Annotated in this window: 31 protein-coding genes; all 31 read right to left on the bottom strand. The window is 68.2% G+C overall.

Annotation, left to right across the window (positions count from 1 at the left end; all coding sequences use genetic code 11):
- Positions 1-24: 24 nt before the first annotated feature.
- The 31 genes from ACGFZ2_RS05425 to tuf all read right to left on the bottom strand — a co-directional run bounded on the left by ACGFZ2_RS05425 (position 25) and on the right by tuf (position 18,024).
- Positions 25-1,047: a DNA-directed RNA polymerase subunit alpha gene (locus ACGFZ2_RS05425; RefSeq protein WP_091079335.1), complete on the bottom strand. Its 1,023-nt coding sequence runs from the start codon at positions 1,045-1,047 to the stop codon at positions 25-27.
- A gap of 98 nt (positions 1,048-1,145) precedes the next feature.
- Positions 1,146-1,772 (bottom strand): 30S ribosomal protein S4, encoded by a 627-nt coding sequence (gene rpsD / locus ACGFZ2_RS05420; RefSeq protein WP_350711525.1) that lies wholly within the window; start codon positions 1,770-1,772, stop codon positions 1,146-1,148.
- A 14-nt stretch (positions 1,773-1,786) separates the two neighbouring features.
- Entirely contained in the window at positions 1,787-2,194 is a 408-nt protein-coding gene (rpsK, locus tag ACGFZ2_RS05415) for a 30S ribosomal protein S11 (RefSeq protein ID WP_007073011.1), read from the bottom strand.
- A gap of 18 nt (positions 2,195-2,212) precedes the next feature.
- On the bottom strand, positions 2,213-2,593 hold the full coding sequence (gene rpsM, locus ACGFZ2_RS05410) for a 30S ribosomal protein S13 (protein ID WP_043965541.1): 381 nt from the start codon (positions 2,591-2,593) through the stop codon (positions 2,213-2,215).
- Between the two features lie 263 nt (positions 2,594-2,856).
- A complete protein-coding gene (gene rpmJ, locus ACGFZ2_RS05405; protein ID WP_012184307.1) occupies positions 2,857-2,970 on the bottom strand; it encodes a 50S ribosomal protein L36 in 114 nt (37 codons plus the stop codon).
- 93 nt (positions 2,971-3,063) lie between these two features.
- Positions 3,064-3,285, bottom strand: coding sequence for a translation initiation factor IF-1 (infA, locus tag ACGFZ2_RS05400; RefSeq protein ID WP_007073013.1), 222 nt, complete (start codon positions 3,283-3,285; stop codon positions 3,064-3,066).
- A 425-nt stretch (positions 3,286-3,710) separates the two neighbouring features.
- The gene (gene map / locus ACGFZ2_RS05395; protein WP_393450486.1) at positions 3,711-4,562 is read right to left on the bottom strand and encodes a type I methionyl aminopeptidase; all 852 of its coding nucleotides are present in this window, start codon (positions 4,560-4,562) and stop codon (positions 3,711-3,713) included.
- A 94-nt stretch (positions 4,563-4,656) separates the two neighbouring features.
- A complete protein-coding gene (locus ACGFZ2_RS05390; protein WP_357460255.1) occupies positions 4,657-5,310 on the bottom strand; it encodes an adenylate kinase in 654 nt (217 codons plus the stop codon).
- Positions 5,311-6,639 carry a preprotein translocase subunit SecY gene (gene secY, locus ACGFZ2_RS05385; RefSeq protein ID WP_357692533.1) on the bottom strand — a complete coding sequence of 443 codons (1,329 nt, stop codon included), beginning with the start codon at positions 6,637-6,639 and terminating at the stop codon, positions 5,311-5,313. It abuts the gene before it with no gap.
- A gap of 235 nt (positions 6,640-6,874) precedes the next feature.
- Positions 6,875-7,318 (bottom strand): 50S ribosomal protein L15, encoded by a 444-nt coding sequence (gene rplO / locus ACGFZ2_RS05380; RefSeq protein WP_350711532.1) that lies wholly within the window; start codon positions 7,316-7,318, stop codon positions 6,875-6,877.
- The gene (rpmD, locus tag ACGFZ2_RS05375; RefSeq protein WP_007073018.1) at positions 7,318-7,500 is read right to left on the bottom strand and encodes a 50S ribosomal protein L30; all 183 of its coding nucleotides are present in this window, start codon (positions 7,498-7,500) and stop codon (positions 7,318-7,320) included. The genes rplO and rpmD overlap by 1 nt, the downstream gene beginning before the upstream one ends.
- The gene (gene rpsE, locus ACGFZ2_RS05370; protein WP_007073019.1) at positions 7,500-8,114 is read right to left on the bottom strand and encodes a 30S ribosomal protein S5; all 615 of its coding nucleotides are present in this window, start codon (positions 8,112-8,114) and stop codon (positions 7,500-7,502) included. The genes rpmD and rpsE overlap by 1 nt, the downstream gene beginning before the upstream one ends.
- A 33-nt stretch (positions 8,115-8,147) precedes the next feature.
- The gene (gene rplR / locus ACGFZ2_RS05365) at positions 8,148-8,525 is read right to left on the bottom strand and encodes a 50S ribosomal protein L18 (RefSeq protein ID WP_357692780.1); all 378 of its coding nucleotides are present in this window, start codon (positions 8,523-8,525) and stop codon (positions 8,148-8,150) included.
- Between the two features lie 8 nt (positions 8,526-8,533).
- On the bottom strand, positions 8,534-9,076 hold the full coding sequence (rplF, locus tag ACGFZ2_RS05360; RefSeq protein WP_350711533.1) for a 50S ribosomal protein L6: 543 nt from the start codon (positions 9,074-9,076) through the stop codon (positions 8,534-8,536).
- Positions 9,077-9,092: 16 nt separating this feature from the next.
- Entirely contained in the window at positions 9,093-9,500 is a 408-nt protein-coding gene (gene rpsH / locus ACGFZ2_RS05355; RefSeq protein WP_013288624.1) for a 30S ribosomal protein S8, read from the bottom strand.
- A gap of 73 nt (positions 9,501-9,573) precedes the next feature.
- Complete coding sequence (locus ACGFZ2_RS05350) at positions 9,574-9,759, bottom strand: type Z 30S ribosomal protein S14 (protein WP_007073023.1); 186 nt, start codon at positions 9,757-9,759, stop codon at positions 9,574-9,576.
- Between the two features lies 1 nt (position 9,760).
- Positions 9,761-10,330, bottom strand: coding sequence for a 50S ribosomal protein L5 (rplE, locus tag ACGFZ2_RS05345; protein WP_350681992.1), 570 nt, complete (start codon positions 10,328-10,330; stop codon positions 9,761-9,763).
- The gene (gene rplX, locus ACGFZ2_RS05340) at positions 10,330-10,650 is read right to left on the bottom strand and encodes a 50S ribosomal protein L24 (RefSeq protein ID WP_172896341.1); all 321 of its coding nucleotides are present in this window, start codon (positions 10,648-10,650) and stop codon (positions 10,330-10,332) included. Before rplX ends, rplE begins: the two co-directional genes overlap by 1 nt.
- Positions 10,647-11,015, bottom strand: coding sequence for a 50S ribosomal protein L14 (gene rplN, locus ACGFZ2_RS05335; protein ID WP_007073026.1), 369 nt, complete (start codon positions 11,013-11,015; stop codon positions 10,647-10,649). The genes rplX and rplN overlap by 4 nt, the downstream gene beginning before the upstream one ends.
- 97 nt (positions 11,016-11,112) lie before the next feature.
- Complete coding sequence (gene rpsQ, locus ACGFZ2_RS05330; protein ID WP_088998356.1) at positions 11,113-11,388, bottom strand: 30S ribosomal protein S17; 276 nt, start codon at positions 11,386-11,388, stop codon at positions 11,113-11,115.
- Positions 11,385-11,621: a 50S ribosomal protein L29 gene (rpmC, locus tag ACGFZ2_RS05325; protein ID WP_013288628.1), complete on the bottom strand. Its 237-nt coding sequence runs from the start codon at positions 11,619-11,621 to the stop codon at positions 11,385-11,387. The genes rpsQ and rpmC overlap by 4 nt, the downstream gene beginning before the upstream one ends.
- Positions 11,621-12,046 (bottom strand): 50S ribosomal protein L16, encoded by a 426-nt coding sequence (rplP, locus tag ACGFZ2_RS05320; RefSeq protein ID WP_073834927.1) that lies wholly within the window; start codon positions 12,044-12,046, stop codon positions 11,621-11,623. The genes rpmC and rplP overlap by 1 nt, the downstream gene beginning before the upstream one ends.
- A 3-nt stretch (positions 12,047-12,049) precedes the next feature.
- On the bottom strand, positions 12,050-12,904 hold the full coding sequence (gene rpsC, locus ACGFZ2_RS05315) for a 30S ribosomal protein S3 (protein WP_091102569.1): 855 nt from the start codon (positions 12,902-12,904) through the stop codon (positions 12,050-12,052).
- Entirely contained in the window at positions 12,904-13,362 is a 459-nt protein-coding gene (rplV, locus tag ACGFZ2_RS05310) for a 50S ribosomal protein L22 (protein ID WP_091102565.1), read from the bottom strand. The genes rpsC and rplV overlap by 1 nt, the downstream gene beginning before the upstream one ends.
- 40 nt (positions 13,363-13,402) lie before the next feature.
- Complete coding sequence (gene rpsS / locus ACGFZ2_RS05305; protein WP_007073032.1) at positions 13,403-13,684, bottom strand: 30S ribosomal protein S19; 282 nt, start codon at positions 13,682-13,684, stop codon at positions 13,403-13,405.
- A 12-nt stretch (positions 13,685-13,696) separates the two neighbouring features.
- Positions 13,697-14,536 (bottom strand): 50S ribosomal protein L2, encoded by an 840-nt coding sequence (rplB, locus tag ACGFZ2_RS05300; protein ID WP_046567215.1) that lies wholly within the window; start codon positions 14,534-14,536, stop codon positions 13,697-13,699.
- A gap of 12 nt (positions 14,537-14,548) precedes the next feature.
- Positions 14,549-14,851 (bottom strand): 50S ribosomal protein L23, encoded by a 303-nt coding sequence (gene rplW / locus ACGFZ2_RS05295; RefSeq protein WP_076466668.1) that lies wholly within the window; start codon positions 14,849-14,851, stop codon positions 14,549-14,551.
- A complete protein-coding gene (gene rplD / locus ACGFZ2_RS05290; protein ID WP_357692538.1) occupies positions 14,848-15,498 on the bottom strand; it encodes a 50S ribosomal protein L4 in 651 nt (216 codons plus the stop codon). Before rplD ends, rplW begins: the two co-directional genes overlap by 4 nt.
- Entirely contained in the window at positions 15,495-16,160 is a 666-nt protein-coding gene (gene rplC / locus ACGFZ2_RS05285) for a 50S ribosomal protein L3 (protein WP_357460245.1), read from the bottom strand. Before rplC ends, rplD begins: the two co-directional genes overlap by 4 nt.
- A gap of 11 nt (positions 16,161-16,171) precedes the next feature.
- Positions 16,172-16,480: a 30S ribosomal protein S10 gene (gene rpsJ / locus ACGFZ2_RS05280; protein WP_007073037.1), complete on the bottom strand. Its 309-nt coding sequence runs from the start codon at positions 16,478-16,480 to the stop codon at positions 16,172-16,174.
- A 350-nt stretch (positions 16,481-16,830) separates the two neighbouring features.
- Positions 16,831-18,024, bottom strand: coding sequence for an elongation factor Tu (tuf, locus tag ACGFZ2_RS05275; RefSeq protein ID WP_393450483.1), 1,194 nt, complete (start codon positions 18,022-18,024; stop codon positions 16,831-16,833).
- Between the last annotated feature and the right edge of the window lie 125 nt (positions 18,025-18,149).

Genomic DNA, 18,149 nt, shown 5'->3' with positions numbered 1-18,149 from the left:
CCTCAGGTGTGGCGGCAGCGCGGACTAGAGCTGCTCGGTCTCGCGGTAGTCGTCGGTGTCGTAGTCGGCCTCGCCGAAGGTGTCCACGACGTGCGCCGGGTCGAAGTTCGGGGCCGAGTCCTTCAGCCCCAGTCCCATCCCGGCGAGCTTCATCTTGACCTCGTCGATCGACTTCTGACCGAAGTTGCGGATGTCGAGGAGGTCGGCCTCGGTACGCCCGATGAGCTCACCAACGGAGTTGATGCCCTCGCGCTTGAGGCAGTTGTAGGAGCGGACGGTCAGGTCCAGCTCCTCGATCGGCAGCGCCAGGTCCGCCGCGAGCTGGGCGTCCTGCGGGGACGGCCCGATGTCGATGCCCTCGGCGGTCTCGTCCAGCTCCCGGGCCAGGCCGAACAGCTCCACCAGCGTCGAGCCGGCCGAGGCCAGCGCGGTACGCGGGCCCATCGACGGCTTGGTCTCGACGTCGATGATCAGCCGGTCGAAGTCCGTCCGCTGCTCGACACGGGTCGCCTCGACGCGGTAGGTCACCTTGAGCACCGGCGAGTAGATCGAGTCGACCGGGATCCGGCCGATCTCGGCGCCGGCCTGCTTGTTCTGCGCCGCCGTGACGTAGCCGCGACCCCGCTCGACGGTCAGCTCCATGTCGAGCCGGCCCTTGCCGTTGAGGGTGGCGAGCTTCAGGTCGGGGTTGTGCACCGAGACGCCGGCCGGCGGCTGGATGTCACCCGCGGTCACGTCGCCGGGGCCCTGCTTGCGCAGGTACATGCTGACCGGCTCGTCGTGCTCGGAGCTGACGCAGAGCTCCTTGATGTTCATGACGAGCTCGACCACGTCCTCCTTGACACCGGGGATCGTGGTGAACTCGTGCAGCACACCGTCGATCTTGATCGAGGTGACCGCCGCACCCGGGATCGACGACAGCAGCGTACGCCGCAGCGAGTTGCCCAGGGTGTAGCCGAAGCCCGGCTCCAGCGGCTCGATGGTGAACCGGGACCGGGTCTCGTTGATCGACTCCTCGGAGAGGGTCGGTCGCTGGCTGATGAGCATGTCTTCTCTTCTCTTCCGGGGCGCCCGCCATATGACGCCCACGACAAACTGTTCCGGTGGCCCGCCCGTGTCGGGCGGGCCACCGCAACGAGCTCCGACTACTTGGAGTAGAGCTCGACGATCAACTGCTCCTGGACCTGCGTGTCGATGACCTGGCGGGCCGGGAGCGAGTGCACGAGGATCTTCATCTGGCTGGGGATCGCCTCGAGCCACGCCGGAACCGACCGCGAGCCGGCCTCGGCCTGCGCCACGATGAACGGGGTGAGCTCCTTGCTCTTGCCCCGGACCTCGATGATGTCGTGCTCCTTGACGCGGTACGACGGGATGTCGACCTTCTTGCCGTTCACCGTGAAGTGACCGTGCTTGACCAGCTGGCGGGCCATGTCCCGGGACTTGGCGTAGCCGGCCCGGTAGACCACGTTGTCCAGCCGCGACTCGAGGATCTGCAGGAGGACCTCACCGGTCTTGGCCTGCTTGGCCACGGCCTCCTCGTAGTAACCGCGGAACTGCTTCTCCAGCACGCCGTAGACACGGCGGGCCTTCTGCTTCTCACGGAGCTGGAGCAGGTACTCCGTCTCCTTCGTGCGACCGCGGCCGTGCTGCCCGGGCGGGAACGGCCGGGACTCGAACGGGCACTTCGGGCCATCGCACTTGCTGCCCTTGAGGAACAGCTTCATCTTCTCCCGCCGGCAACGGCGGCAGTCAGCACCGGTGTAACGAGCCATCTCTCTCTAACCTCTCAGACCCGGCGACGCTTCGGCGGACGGCACCCGTTGTGCGGCTGCGGGGTCACGTCGGAGATCTGACCGACCTCCAGGCCCACGGCCTGCAGCGAACGGATGGCGGTCTCCCGGCCGGAGCCGGGGCCCTTGACGAACACGTCGACCTTGCGCATGCCGTGCTCCATCGCCCGGCGCGCGGCGGCCTCGGCGGCGAGCTGCGCGGCGAACGGGGTCGACTTGCGGGAGCCCTTGAAGCCCACCTGGCCCGCGGAGGCCCAGGAGATGACCGCACCGGTCGGGTCCGTGATGGACACGATGGTGTTGTTGAAGGTGCTCTTGATGTGCGCCTGCCCGTGGGCGACGTTCTTGCGTTCCTTGCGCCGGACCTTCTTGACAGCGGCTCCGGCACGAGCCTTCGGTGGCATAAGTCTGTGCGCTCCTATTTACTTCTTGCCGGGCTTCTTCTTGCCGGCCACGGTCCGCTTCGGGCCCTTGCGGGTCCGCGCGTTGGTCCGGGTCCGCTGGCCACGCACGGGCAGGCCCCGGCGGTGCCGGATGCCGGCGTAGCAGCCGATCTCGACCTTGCGGCGGATGTCAGCGGCGACCTCGCGGCGCAGGTCGCCTTCAACCTTGTAGTTGCCCTCGATGTGGTCGCGGAGCTGGACCAGCTCCTCGTCCGTGAGGTCCCGGGCGCGCTTGTCCGGCGAGATGCCGGTGGCGGCGAGCGTCTCCAGGGCGCGGGTCCGACCCACGCCGAAGATGTAGGTGAGCGCGATCTCCATCCGCTTCTCGCGGGGGAGGTCGACGCCGACTAGACGTGCCATGTGCGGGCGTGCTCCTCGTGGTGTTCTGGCGGAGGTGTGGACCCGTCCCACCCCGCTACCGACCGTTCCGCCTCCGGCGTCGTGCGCCGGCGACCGGAAACGGTCGCTGCCCGAGCGGGCCCCGGCCTCCGACCGGGGGTCAACCACGAAGAGGTACGCGACGCGCACCGCCCGCGGCTGGGACGAGCAATTGATTCGTTGTCTGGATCCGCGGCCCGGACCGATTACGACCGACCGTTGTCACACGGCCGGTCGGAACTGGTTCAGCCCTGGCGCTGCTTGTGGCGCGGGTCGGTGCAGATGACCATGACCCGGCCGTGCCGGCGGATGACCCGGCACTTGTTGCAGATCCTCTTGACGCTCGGCTTGACCTTCACGGTTGCCTTACTTCCCATCTGGCCCGACGACGCGCCGAAGCGCGACACCGGACGTCGAAGACGGACACGGGGACGTCCCGGCCGTCGTCAGGCTTACTTGTAGCGGTAGACGATGCGCCCGCGGGTCAGGTCGTACGGCGAGAGTTCGACGACGACCCGGTCCTCCGGCAGGATGCGGATGTAGTGCTGCCGCATCTTGCCGCTGATGTGAGCCAGCACCTTGTGACCGTTCGCGAGCTCCACGCGGAACATTGCGTTCGGCAGGGGCTCGATGACCCGACCCTCGATCTCGATGGCTCCGTCTTTTTTCGGCATGTCCTCCGCTGTCCTGACGTCGGTTACTCCGGACGGCCCACAACGTCTTACACGGGCGACCGATCAAGATCAGGAAGCCCGCGCCAGCCGCGGCTCCGACTCCCACCGAAGCGCGGGGTGGGCATGCCGGAGTGGACGCTGTGCGCCGATCAGAAAGTGTACGCCCGCCTGCGGGCGGTCGCCAAACCGGCCACCCTCGGGAGCGTCGGACCACCCGAAAAGGCGACAATCAGGCATCCAGGTCACCCGCCCGGCGTTCCGGTCCGGCGGTGCCCCGACCAGGTACAGGGCAGGGCCCGCCGGCGTCGCGAACCTCCCGCCGCAGGACGGCGGGCGCCGGCGGGCCGGTGACGAGGGCGTCCCGCTCCCCGTACGCCCGCGGCGACCGCTCGTCGTGTCGGGCGGCTCCAGCCGGCCCTGTCGGATCAGACGGCCGGCGAGTCGGCGGGCTGGCGGGAGGTGACGAGTTCACCGAGCCGGGCGCGGCCGCCGTCCGGCGCGGTCAACACCCAGACGCCGTCCGGGAGCAGCGCCATCGTGTGCTCGACGTGCACCGCCATCGACCGGTCCCGGGTGACCACGGTCCAGCCGTCGGAGAGCTCCACCGTCCGGGGCGAGCCCATGGTGATCATCGGCTCGATCGCCAGCGCCATGCCCGGCACCAGGCGGGGGCCCTTGCCCGGGCGTCCGTGGTTGAGCACGTGCGGGTCCTGGTGCATCTCGGTGCCGATGCCGTGGCCGCCGTAGCCGTCGACGATGCCGTACCGGCCGCCCTTGCGGACGGCGTTCTCCACGGCGTGCGAGATGTCGGTGAGCCGGCCCCTGCCGCTGGCCGCCCCGCGGGCGGCGGCGGCGATGCCCGCCCACATGGCGTCCTCGGCCACCTCGGCCATCTTGAGCAGCGCCGGGTCGACCTCGCCCACGCCGACCGTGATCGCGGCGTCGCCGTGCCAACCGTCGAGCACCGCGCCGCAGTCGATCGAGATCAGGTCCCCGTCGCGGAGCACCTGCTGCGGTGCCGGGATGGCGTGCACGACCTGCTCGTTCACCGACGAGCAGATCGATGCCGGGAAGCCGTGGTAGCCCTTGAACGAGGGGACGGCGCCGGCCTCGCGGATGGTCGACTCGGCGATGGCGTCCAGGTCGGCGGTGCTGACCCCGGGGGCGACCGCCTCCCGCATCCGACGCAGCGCCTCGGCGACCACCAGCCCGGCGGCCCGCATCTTCTCGATCTGGTCAGGGGTCTTCAGCTGGATGTCCAGCTGGGGACGACGCATGGAGCCGTTACCTTTCGTTGCCGAAGCCGAAGAGGCGGGGCACGTCGGACGTACCCCGCTCTTCGCACTCTATCCGCCGGAGCCCGGCGGGACGTCAGCCGCCGTACGACCGCAGGGCGTCGATGGCGCGGAGCGTGACGTCCTCCACCGGGCCGGTGGCGTCGATGCCCACCAGCTTGCCCTGGGCGCCGTAGTAGTCGACCAGCGGCGCGGTCTTGTCCGCGTACTCCCGCAGGCGGGTGGCGATGGTCTCCGGCTTGTCGTCGTCGCGCTGGAACAGCTCGGCGCCGCAGCGGTCGCAGATGCCCTCGCGGGTGGTCGCGTCGAACTCGACGTGCCAGATCTTGCCGCAGCCCCGGCACGTACGCCGGCCGGAGAGCCGCCGGATCACCTCGTCGTCGTCGACGACGAGTTCCAGCACCAGGTCGAGCGCGGTGCCCAGGTCGGCGAGGAGCTTGTCCAGCGCGGCGGCCTGCGGCGTGGTGCGCGGGAAGCCGTCGAGCAGGAAACCCTCGGCGGCGTCCGGCTCGGCGAGCCGGTCCCGCACCATGTTGATCGTGACCTCGTCGGGCACCAGCTCGCCGGCGTCCATGTAGCGCTTCGCCTCGATCCCCAGCGGCGTGCCCTGGGAGACGTTCGACCGGAAGATGTCACCGGTCGAGATCTTCGGGACCGAGAGGTGCGCGGCGACGAACTCGGCCTGCGTACCCTTGCCCGCACCCGGCGGGCCAACCAGAACGAGTCTCATCTACCGCAGGAACCCTTCGTAGTTCCGCTGCATCAGTTGGCTCTCGATCTGCTTGGTGGTTTCCAGACCGACGCCGACCATGATCAGGACAGCGGTGCCGCCGAACGGGAAGTTCAGGTACTGCTGCTTGTCCAGCCAGATGAAGAAGAAGTTCGGCAGGATCGAGATGATGCCCAGGTAGAGGGCGCCCGGCAGAGTGATCCGGCTGAGGATGAAGTCGAGGTAGTCGGCGGTCGGCTTGCCGGGGCGGATGCCCGGCACGAAGCCGCCGTACTTCTTCATGTTGTCCGCGACCTCGGTCGGGTTGAACGTGATCGAGACGTAGAAGTACGTGAAGAAGATGATCAGCAGGAAGTAGACCGAGATGTAGATCGGGCTGGTCGGGTCGACCAGGTTGTTCTGGATCCACGCCTGGGTCTTGCCCGGGTTGGTCTGGTCGAAGAACTGCAGCGCCAACTGGGGCAGGTAGAGCAGCGACGAGCCGAAGATGACCGGGATGACACCCGCCTGGTTGACCTTCAGCGGGATGTAGGTCGAGGTGCCGCCGTACATGCGCCGGCCGATCATCCGCTTGGCGTACTGCACCGGGATCCGGCGCTGCGCCTGCTCGATGAAGGTGACCGCGGTGATGACCACCAGGACCAGCGCGATGACGAGGATGAACTTGCCCCAGCCGCCGGTCTGCTTGATCTGCCAGCCCTCGCTGGGAAGCCGGGCCGCGATCGAGGTGAAGATCAGGACGGACATGCCGTTGCCGACGCCCCGGTCGGTGATCAGCTCACCGAGCCACATCACCACGCCGGTGCCGGCGGTCATCGTCATGACCAGGAGGGTCAGCGTCAGCCAGTCCGGGATTCCGGTGCCCTCGGGGATGATCGGGAACTGGTCGCACTGGTTCTGGAACAGCTGCCCGGAGCGGGCCAGCGCCACGAACGCCGACGCCTGGAGGACGCCCAGGCCCAGCGTCAGGTAGCGGGTGTACTGGGTGATCTTCGCCTGCCCGGCCTGGCCCTCCTTGCGGAGCTGCTCGAGCCGCGGGATGACCACGGTCAGCAGCTGCAGGATGATCGACGCGGTGATGTAGGGCATGATGCCCAGCGCGAAGACCGAGAGTTGCAGCAGCGCGCCGCCGGAGAAGAGGTTGAGCAGGTTGAGGACCCCGGTGGAGCCGTTCTCCAGGGTGTCGAGGCACTTCTGCACGTTGCCGTACGAGACACCCGGGCTGGGCAGCGTAGCCCCGAGCCGGTAGACCGCGATGATGCCTACTGTGAACAGCAGCTTCTTGCGCAGGTCAGGCGTACGGAACGCACTGAGAAAGGCGGACAGCAACTTCTTCCTCCTGCGCGCGGCGGGCCGCCGGTGATCCCGGGCGGGTCGGGGTGGGTGCCGGGCGAGCGCCCGATATCCATAGCTGGGAAGGGACTCTAACAGCCCGATCCCGGTCCGGGCAGATGTGCCCGGCTACATAAACCGAATCCGATGTTACCCGGCGCACACATGCCGGGGAGACCATGGCGCCCGCCCAGTTGGGACAACTGAGCGGGCGCCATGTGTCGTACAGCTCTTACAGCTCGGTGACGGTGCCACCGGCGGCGGCGATCTTCTCCTTGGCCGACGCGCTGAACGCGTGCGCCGACACCTGGAGGGCGACCCCGCCGAGGTCCCCGGTGCCGAGGACCTTGACCGGCTGGCCCTTGCGGACCGCGCCGGCCTCGACGAGCTCCAGCGGGCCGACCTGGCCGCCGTTCGGGAACAGCTCGGCGAGCCGGTCCAGGTTGACCACCTGGAAGACCACCTTGAACTTGTTCTTGAAGCCCTTCATCTTCGGCAGGCGCATGTGGATGGGCATCTGCCCACCCTCGAACGCCGCCGAGATGTTCTTGCGGGCCTTGGAACCCTTGGTACCGCGACCGGCGGTCTTGCCCTTCGAGCCCTCACCGCGACCCACACGGGTCTTCGCGGTCTTGGCACCGGGCGCCGGGCGCAGGTGGTGGACCTTGATCGTCATTACTCGACCTCCTCGACCTTCACGAGGTGGTTGACCGCGAAGATCATGCCGCGGATCTCCGGACGGTCCTCCTTGACCACCACGTCGTTGATCCGCTTGAGACCGAGCGAGCGCAGCGAGTCACGCTGGTTCTGCTTGGTCCCGATCTCGGACCGGACCTGGGTGACCTTCAGGCGAGCCATCAGGAAGCCACCCCCGCCCGCGACGCCAGCATGGCGGCCGGCGCGACGTCCTCGACCGGCAGGCCACGACGGGCGGCGACGGCCTCGGGGGACTCGAGCCCCTTCAGCGCCGCCACGGTGGCGTGCACGATGTTGATCGGGTTCGACGAGCCGAGGCTCTTGGAGAGCACGTCGTGGATACCCGCGCACTCCAGCACGGCGCGCACCGGACCACCGGCGATGACACCCGTACCGGCGGAAGCCGGCTTGAGCAGCACCACACCGGCCGCCGCCTCACCCGTCACCGGGTGCGGGATGGAGGAGGCGATCCGCGGAACCTTGAAGAAGTGCTTCTTGGCCTCCTCGACACCCTTGGCGATCGCCGCGGGCACCTCCTTGGCCTTTCCGTAGCCCACACCGACGGTGCCGTCGCCGTCGCCCACGATCACCAGGGCGGTGAAGCTGAAGCGACGACCACCCTTCACGACCTTGGCGACGCGGTTGATCGCGACGACCCGCTCGAGGTGCGGGGTCTTCTCGACGGGCGCGTTTCCGCGGCCGCCCTCACGGCGGTTGTCGCGGCGACCACCCTCGTTGCCACCGGACCCGCCGCCACGGCGCTGTTGACCTGGCATCAGCAGCCTTCCTTCTCTCTCGTGACGGGGTTTCTAGAACTCGAGCCCGGCTTCGCGGGCGGCGTCGGCAAGCGCGGCGACCCGCCCCGCGTACCGGTTGCCACCGCGGTCGAAGACGACCTTGGAGATGCCGGCGGCCTTGGCCCGCTCGGCGAGCAGGGCGCCGACCTTGCCGGCCAGGGCGCTCTTGTCGCCCTCCGAGCCGCGCACCGAGGCGTCCAGGGTCGAGGCCGACGCCAGGGTGTGACCCTTGGTGTCGTCCACGATCTGGGCGACGATGTGCCGCAGGGAGCGGGTGACCACGAGGCGGGGACGCTCGGCGGTGCCGCTGATGTTCTTGCGGACCCGGAAGTGCCGACGCGCACGCCCGACGGCACGCTTGGCGGCGACGCCGCGGCGGCGCTTGAGCAGCGTGGCGCTCACTTCTTACCTGCCTTTCCAGCCTTGCGGCGGATGACCTCGCCCTGGTACTTCACGCCCTTGCCCTTGTAGGGCTCCGGCGGGCGGATCTTCCGGATGTTGGCGGCAACCTCACCGACGAGCTGCTTGTCGATGCCGGCCACGTGGAACAGCGTCGGCTTCTCCACCGTGAAGGTGATGCCGTCCGGCGCCGGAACCAGCACGGGGTGCGAGAACCCGAGCGCGAACTCCAGGTCCTTGCCCTTGGCGGTCACGCGGTAACCGGTGCCGGCGATCTCCAGGCTCTTGCGGTAGCCCTCGGTGACGCCGACGATCATGTTGGCGACCAGGGTACGGCTGAGGCCGTGCAGTTCCTTGGCCTTGCGCTCGTCGTTCGGGCGGTTGACGTTCAGCTGCCCGTCCTCGGCCCGGTCGATCGTGATCGGCTCGGCCAGGGTGTGCGAGAGCTCGCCCTTCGGGCCCTTGACCTTGACGGTCTGCCCGTCGATCGTGATGTCGACGCCGGCTGGCACCGGGATCGACTTACGTCCAATACGCGACATTTCTACCTGTCTCCCGTTACCAGACGAAGGCGAGGACTTCCCCGCCAACGCTCCGCTTGCGGGCCTGCCGGTCGGTGAGCAGCCCCTGGGACGTCGAAATGATCGCCACGCCCAGCCCGCCGAGCACCCGCGGGAGCCCGTCCGACTTGGCGTAAACCCGCAGACCGGGCTTGGACACGCGCTTGATGCCGGCCAGGCTCCGCTCCCGGTTCTGGCCGTACTTCAGCTCGACGACCAGTCGCTTGCCGACGGCGCCCTCCTCGGGCTCCTCGACCGACCAGGTGGCGATGTAACCCTCGGCCTTGAGGACCTCGGCGATGTTCGCCTTGATCTTCGAGTAGGGCATCGTCACCCGGTCGTGGTACGCCTGGTTGGCGTTACGCAGACGCGTGAGCATGTCTGCGATCGGGTCGGTCATCGTCATGGAATTCGTCAGCCTTTCTCGCCGGGGTTCCCGGGGCGGTGAGCCCCGGGCCTACGGCGAAGAGCAATAGCTATTACCAGGAAGCCTTGGACACGCCGGGCAGCTCACCGCGGTGGGCCATCTCCCGGATGCACACCCGGCAGAGACCGAACTTGCGGTAGACCGCCTTGGGACGCCCGCACCGCTGGCAGCGGGTGTACGCGCGAACCGAGAACTTCGGCTTCGCGGCCGCCTTGAGGATCAGCGCCTTCTTGGCCATCTCAGTTCTCCTTGAACGGGAAGCCCAGGAGCTTGAGCAGCGCCCGGCCCTCGTCGTCGGTCGTGGCGGTCGTGACCACCGTGATGTCCATGCCCCGCTGCCGATCGATCTTGTCCTGGTCGATCTCGTGGAACACCGACTGCTCGGTCAGGCCGAACGTGTAGTTGCCGTGCCCGTCGAGCTTGCGCCCGTCGAGACCGCGGAAGTCGCGGATACGCGGCAGCGCGATCGACAGCAGCCGGTCCAGGAACTCCCACATCCGGTCGCCGCGGAGGGTCACCTTCGCGCCGATCGGCATGCCCTCGCGGAGCTTGAACTGCGCGATGGACTTGGTCGCCCGCCGCACCTGCGGCTTCTGGCCGGTGATGGTGGCCAGGTCGCGGACGGCGCCGTCGATCAGCTTGGCGTCCCGGGCAGCCTCGCCGACACCCATGTTGACGACGATCTTGACCAGCCGCGGCACCTGCATCGGGTTGCCGTACTTGTGCTGCTCCTGCAGCTGGGCCACGATCTCGTTGCGGTACCGCTCCTTGAGGCGCGGCATGGTCTTGGTTTCGGTAGCCGTGGTCATCACAGGTCCTTACCGGTGCTACGCGCGATGCGGACCTTCTGGCCGTTTTCGTCGATCCGGTAACCGACGCGGGTCGGCTTGCCGTCGGAGTCCAGGACCTGCACGTTCGAGACGTGGATCGGGGCCTCCTGGGTGACGATGCCACCGGTCTTGGCGCCACGCTGGGTGGTGCTGATGCGGGTGTGCTTCTTGACCCGGTTCACGCCCTCGACCAGGACCTTGTCCTGCCGCGGGTAGGCCGCGATGACCTTGCCCTTGGCACCCTTGTCCTTGCCGGCGATGACGACGACCGTGTCGCCCTTCTTGACCTTCACGGTCACAACACCTCCGGCGCGAGAGAGATGATCTTCATGAACCGCTTGTCCCGCAGCTCCCGACCCACCGGGCCGAAGATACGGGTGCCGCGCGGGTCCCCGCCGTCCTTGATGATGACGGCGGCGTTCTCGTCGAAGCGGATGTACGAACCGTCCGGCCGCCGCTTCTCCTTGGCGGTGCGAACGACGACGGCCTTGACGACGTCGCCCTTCTTCACACCGGCACCCGGGATCGCGTCCTTGACGGTGGCCACGATGACGTCGCCGATGCTCGCGTAGCGCCGACCGGAGCCACCGAGAACCCGGATGCACAGGATCTCCCGAGCACCCGTGTTGTCGGCGACGCGCAGTCGCGACTCCTGCTGAATCACGTCTATCTCCTATGTCTGCCGGTTCTCCGGCCGCACGAGGCGGCCGGAGCCTGGCGGAACCCGCGCCCGACTGACGCCGGGCGAGCTTGAGCCTTCGCTACTTGGCCTTTTCCAGGATCTCCACGAGCCGCCACCGCTTGGTGGCGGACAGCGGCCGGGTCTCCATGATCAGGACCCGGTCGCCGATGCCGGCGGTGTTCTGCTCGTCGTGCACCTTCAGCTTGCTGGTACGGCGCATGATCTTGCCGTACAGCGCGTGCTTGACCCGGTCCTCGACCTCGACGACGACGGTCTTTTCCATCTTGTCGCTGACCACGAGGCCCTCACGCACCTTGCGGCGGGCCCGCGCGGCGGCGGTGGTGTTCTCGCTCATGATGCAGTCACCTCAGTCGGCGCGGCCGAGAGACCCAGCTCGCGCTCACGCATGATCGTGTAGATCCGGGCGATCTCCCGACGGATGACCTGCAGCCGCCGGTTGTTGTCCAGCTGCCCGGTTGCGGCCTGCACGCGGAGGTTGAACAGCTCCGCCTTGGCCTCACGCAGCTTCGTGACCAGCTCCTCCTCGGAGAGCTCACGCAGCTCGGAAGGCTTGACGCCCGCTGCCATCAGGATTCACCCACTTCGCGCGTAACAATCCGGCACTTCATCGGGAGCTTGTGGATCGCGCGACGCATCGCCTCTCGCGCGATCTGCTCGTTGGGGAAGGACATCTCGAAGAGGACCCGCCCCGGCTTCACGTTGGCGACCCACCACTCGGGCGAACCCTTACCGGAACCCATCCGGGTCTCGGCCGGCTTCTTGGTGAGGGCCTGGTCCGGGAAGATCGTGATCCAGACCTTGCCACCACGCTTGATGTGGCGGGTCATCGCGATACGCGCCGACTCGATCTGGCGGTTGGTCACGTACGCCGGCTCGAGAGCCTGGATCCCGAACTCGCCGAACACCACCCGGTTACCACCCTTGGACGCGCCGTGGCGGTCCGGGTGGTGCGGCTTGCGGAAGCCCTTCGGGGGCTTGCGCGGCATCAGCATCTGTCAGCCCTCCTGCTGCGTTTCTGCCGCGGCGGAGACGGCGGCGGGATCCACCGCGTCACCACTCGGCGTCTCGGCCTGCTGCGCGATGGTGGTCGCGGCGGCCCGGCCGGCCTCGGTGCCGCCGGCGGTCGTGCCGGACGAGCCGGACCGACCACGGCGCGGCCGCTCGGGGCGGTCGCCGCGCTCACGGCGCGGGCGCGACGGAGCCTCGGCCGGGGTCTCCCGACCCGGCACCGCGTCGCCCTTGTAGATCCAGACCTTCACGCCGATCCGGCCGAAGGTGGTACGGGCCTCGAAGAAGCCGTACTCGATGTTGGCCCGCAGCGTGTGCAGCGGGACCCGGCCCTCGCGGTAGAACTCGGTCCGGCTCATCTCGGCACCGCCGAGACGGCCCGAGACCTGGACCCGGATGCCCTTGCAGACCGGGTTCTTCATCGCGGACTGCATGGCCTTGCGCATCGCCCGACGGAAGCTGACCCGGCTGGACAGCTGCTCGGCGACGCCCTGGGCGACGAGCTGCGCGTCCGACTCGGGGCTCTTCACCTCGATGATGTTCAGCTGGACCTGCTTGCCGGTCAGCTTCTCGAGCTCGCCACGGATCCGGTCGGCCTCCGCACCCTTGCGGCCGATGACGATGCCCGGCCGGGCGGTGTGGATGTCGACGCGGACCCGGTCCCGGGTGCGCTCGATGTCGACCTTGGAGATGCCGGCACGCTCGAGGCCCTTGGACATCATGCGGCGGATCTTGACGTCCTCGCCGATGTAGTCCTTGTAGAGCTTGTCCGCGAACCAGCGGGACTTCCAGTCGGTCGAGATGCCGAGCCGGAACCCGTGCGGGTGAACCTTCTGACCCATTACTCGGCGCCCTCCGTCTTGCTCTGCGTCTCAGCCGGCTCCGCCTGCTTCGCCGGGGCCGCCTTCTTCGCCGCGGCCTTCTTCGGCGCGGCCGGCGCCACGGCCTCGACCGCGACGGTGATGTGGCAGGTGCGCTTGCGGATCCGGTACGCCCGGCCCTGCGCCCGCGGCTGGAACCGCTTCATGGTCGGGCCCTCGTCCACGTACGCCTCGCTGACGAGCAGCGCGTCGGGGTCCAGCCGCTCGTTGTTCTCCGCGTTGGCGATCGCGCTCGCGAGCACCTTGTACACCTGCTCGCTCGCAGCCTGCGGCGCGAACTGCAGCACCGTGAGCGCCTCCTTCGCGGGCAGGCCGCGGACGAGGTTGACCACCCGGCGCGCCTTCATCGGCGAGATGCGCACGTGCCGCGCAACCGCCCGCGCGCCCGGAAGCACCGGAGCGTCGCCCTTTCCTGGCATCGCTGTAACCCCTTGTTCCTCTATCCGTATGCCCGCGGCGTCAGCGCCGACGGCTCTTCCGGTCGTCCTTCTCGTGACCCTTGAACGTGCGGGTCAGCGCGAACTCGCCGAGCTTGTGCCCGACCATCGCCTCGGTCACGAACACCGGGACGTGCTTGCGTCCGTCGTGCACGGCGATCGTGTGACCCAGCATCTCCGGGATGATCGTCGAGCGCCGCGACCAGGTCTTGATGACGTTCTTCGAGCCCTTGTCGTTCTGCGTCTCCACCTTCTTGAGCAGGTGGTCGTCGACGAACGGGCCCTTCTTCAGGCTGCGAGGCATGTCTTATCTCCCTCAGCCGCGCTTACGCGTGGCGTAGCGGCGGCGGACGATCAGCCGGTCACTCGGCTGGCCCTTACGACGGGTGCGGCCCTCGGGCTTACCCTGCGGGTTGACCGGGTGGCGACCGCCGGAGGTCTTACCCTCACCACCACCGTGCGGGTGGTCGACCGGGTTCATCGCGACACCACGGACGGTCGGGCGCTTGCCCTTCCACCGCATCCGGCCGGCCTTGCCCCAGTTGATGTTCGACTGGTCGGCGTTGCCGATCTCGCCGATGCTGGCGCGGCAGCGGACGTCGACCCGCCGGATCTCACCGGACGGCATGCGCAGGGTCGCGTACGCGCCCTCGCGGCCGAGCAGCTGGATGCCGACGCCGGCCGAGCGGGCCAGCTTGGCGCCGCCGCCCGGGCGCAGCTCCACGTTGTGGATGGTGGTACCGACCGGGATGTTGCGCAGCGGCAGGTTGTTGCCCGGCTTGATGTCGGCGCCCGGACCGGACTCGACCGCGTCGCCCTGCTTCAGATCCTTCGGCGCGATGATGTAGCGCTTCTCGCCGTCGGCGTAGTGCAGCAGCGCGATGCGCGCGGTGCGGTTCGGGTCGTACTCGATGTGGGCGACCTTCGCCGGCACGCCGTCCTTGTCGACCCGCTTGAAGTCGATCAGACGGTACTGGCGCTTGTGACCGCCACCGTGGTGCCGCGTGGTGATCCGGCCGTGGGCGTTGCGTCCGCCCTTCTTCGGCAGCGGAGCCAGCAGCGACTTCTCGGGCGTCGACCGGGTGATCTCGGCGAAGTCGGCGACGCTCGAGCCACGCCGGCCCGGCGTCGTCGGCTTGTACTTACGGATAGCCATTGTCTACACCCCTCAGCTGACCGGGCCGCCGAAGGCCTCGATACGGTCACCGTCAGCCAGCTTCACCATCGCCCGCTTGGTGTCCTTGCGCTTGCCGAACCCGGTGCGGGTCCGCTTGCGCTTGCCCTCGCGGTTGAGCGTGTTGACCGTCAGGACGCGGACGTTGAAGATCTGCTGGATAGCGATCTTGATCTCGGTCTTGTTCGCGTCCGGGTGCACCAGGAAGGTGTACCAGTTGCGGTTCAGCTCGCTGTAGCTCTTCTCCGAGACGACCGGCGCCACGATGATGTCGCGCGGGTCGGCGATCGTGCTCACTTGCCACCCTCCTCGGTGGTCTCGGCGGGAACACCGAGGAACTCGTCCAGGGCGTCCTTCGTGAAGACCACGTCGTCGGCCACCAGCACGTCGTACGTGTTGAGCTGGCCGGCCTCGATCAGGTGCACCCGCGGCTCATTGCGCAGCGACACCCAGTTCAGCTCGTCGGTGCTGCTCAGCACGACCAGGACCCGGCGGGCCTCGGTCAGCTTGGCCAGCGTGGCCAGGGCGGCCTTGGTCGACGGCTTCTCGCCCGAGACGAACGCCTCGACGACGTGCACCTGCCCGGCGCGGGCCCGGTCCGACAGGGCGCCACGCAGGGCGGCGGCCTTCATCTTCTTCGGGGTGCGCTGGCTGTAGTCGCGCGGCACGGGACCGTGCACCACGCCACCGCCGGCGAACTGCGGCGCGCGGATCGAGCCCTGCCGGGCACGACCGGTGCCCTTCTGCTTGTACGGCTTCTTGCCGCCACCGGCGACCTCGCCGCGGGTCTTGACCTTGTGCGTGCCCTGCCGGGCCGCCGCGAGCTGGGCCACCACGACCTGGTGCATCAGCGCGACGTTGGCCTGGACGTCGAAGATGTCGGCGGGCAGCTCGACGGAGCCGCTCTTGTTGCCTTCGACGGAGAGGACGTCAACGGTGGTCACTTGGCCACACCGCCCTTCTTCACCTTGGTCTTGGCCGCGGTGCGGACCAGGACCAGCGCGCCCTTGGGGCCGGGAATGGCGCCGCGGACGAGCAGGAGGTTGTTCTCGGTGTCGACCGCCTGGACGGTCAGGTTCTGGACGGTGTAGCGCACGCCACCCATCCGGCCGGCCATCCGGGTGCCCTTGAAGACACGACCCGGGGTGGCGCAGGCGCCGATGGAGCCCGGCGAGCGGTGCTTGCGCTCGACGCCGTGGCTGGCGCGCAGACCGTGGAAGCCGTGACGCTTCATCGGGCCGGCGTAGCCCTTGCCCTTGGTCTTGCCGGTCACGTCGATCGAGACACCGGCCGGGAACTCCTCGACCGTGATCTCCTGGCCGAGCGAGTAGTCCGCCGCGTCGGCGGTGCGCAGCTCGACGATGTGCCGGCGCGGCGCGACGTCGGCCTTCGCGTAGTGCCCGCTGATCGGCTTCTTGACCTTGCGCGGGTCGATCGTGCCGTACGCCAGCTGGACCGCGGAGTAACCGTCCTTGTCGGCGCTACGAACCTGGCTGATGACGCACGGGCCGGCCTGAACCACGGTCACCGGGACAACGCGGTTGTTGTCCCAGACCTGGGTCATGCCGAGCTTTGCGCCCAGGATCCCCTTGACTTGCCTGTCCATTTGTCCGGTCCCTACAGCTTGATCTCGATGTCGACGCCAGCCGGCAGGTCGAGGCGCATGAGCGAGTCGACCGTCTTCGGGGTCGGGTCGATGATGTCGATCAGCCGCTTGTGCGTGCGCATCTCGAAGTGCTCGCGCGAGTCCTTGTACTTGTGCGGCGAGCGGATAACGCAGAAACGGTTGATCTCCGTGGGCAGCGGCACCGGGCCTGCGACCTGCGCCCCGGTACGCGTCACCGTCTCGACGATCTTCCGAGCCGAGGAGTCGACGACCTCGTGGTCATAGGCCTTGAGCCGGATGCGGATCTTCTGTCCCGCCATGGTGGCTTCTGTTCCTTCTCTCGATGCCGCTGTGTTGCGGGCGCCTGTACCGGCTGGTACAGGCCCACTTCGCCGACCCCCGCGGTCGGGCGTGTCGCGCCCTCGGGCCAGGCTCCGCCCCGGGACTCCGGAGCGATTCTGACCGCGCGGTGGGTCAAGGCGCCGATCGCACTACCGCGACCTGAACGCCGTGCGAGGGTGGTTGGCGGACGGGCCGCCAACCACCCTACGCCCGACTGTCCTGCAGCCCGGAGGTTCGACGAAAGCCGAACACGGGCAGCGAACTGTCGTTACGCAACCTGACTAGTATGCCGCACGACCGGCGGCGGGTCTAATCGGGGTTACCTAGCTCACTTGATGATCTTGGTGACGAACCCGGCGCCGACGGTGCGGCCACCCTCGCGGATCGCGAACTTGAGGTTCTCCTCCATGGCGATGGGCTGGATCAGCTTCACCGTCATGGTGGTGTTGTCACCCGGCATGACCATCTCGGTGCCCTCGGGGAGCGTGACGACACCGGTGACGTCCGTGGTCCGGAAGTAGAACTGCGGACGGTAGTTCTGGAAGAACGGGGTGTGCCGGCCGCCCTCCTCCTTGGAGAGGATGTAGACCGTCGCCTCGAACTCCGTGTGCGGGGTCGTGGTGCCCGGCTTGATGACGACCATGCCGCGCTCGACGTCCTCGCGCTTGATGCCACGCAGCAGCAGACCGACGTTCTCACCCGCGCGGGCCTCGTCGAGCAGCTTGCGGAACATCTCGATGCCGGTGCAGGTGGTCTTCATCGACTTCTCGCGGATGCCGACGATCTCCACCTCCTCGTTCGGCTTGAGCACGCCGCGCTCCGCGCGACCGGTGACGACGGTGCCACGACCGGTGATCGTGAAGACGTCCTCGATCGGCATCAGGAACGGCTTGTCGGTCTCGCGCTCCGGCTGCGGGATCGCGGTGTCGACAGCGGTCATCAGGTCCAGCAGCTTGCCGGTCCACTCGGGGTCACCCTCGAGGGCCTTCAGCGCCGAGACCCGGACGACCGGCAGGTCGTCACCCGGGTACTCCTGCGACGAGAGCAGCTCGCGGACCTCGAGCTCGACGAGCTCCAGGAGCTCCTCGTCGTCGACCATGTCGCTCTTGTTGAGCGCCACGACGATGTAGGGCACGCCGACCTGGCGGGCCAGCAGCACGTGCTCGCGGGTCTGCGGCATCGGGCCGTCGGTCGCCGCGACCACCAGGATCGCGCCGTCCATCTGCGCGGCACCGGTGATCATGTTCTTGATGTAGTCGGCGTGACCGGGGCAGTCGACGTGCGCGTAGTGCCGCGCCTCGGTCTGGTACTCGACGTGCGCGATGGAGATCGTGATGCCGCGGGCCTTCTCCTCCGGCGCCTTGTCGATCTCGTCGAACGGCGTGTACGGGTTCAGGTCCGGGTACTGGTCGTGCAGGACCTTGGTGATGGCCGCCGTCAGCGTCGTCTTACCGTGGTCGATGTGACCAATGGTGCCGATGTTGACGTGCGGCTTAGTCCGCTCGAACTTCGCCTTCGCCACTGGTGTCCTCCTGTGGACTTCTTGGTTCGTTCGCCCCGGCGCGCCGGTCGGCGCTTAGGACTCTGTCGACAGCCTTTCCGGCCTGGCGGCCGGAGAGCTTTGGTGGGTTCTGCGGCGATGAAGCC

Origin of the sequence: Micromonospora sp. NPDC048063, assembly GCF_043202855.1 — a bacterium.
Lineage (GTDB): Bacteria > Actinomycetota > Actinomycetes > Mycobacteriales > Micromonosporaceae > Micromonospora.
The sequence above is the reverse complement of the archived record's forward strand: the minus strand, read 5'-3'. Positions and strand labels throughout refer to the sequence as shown.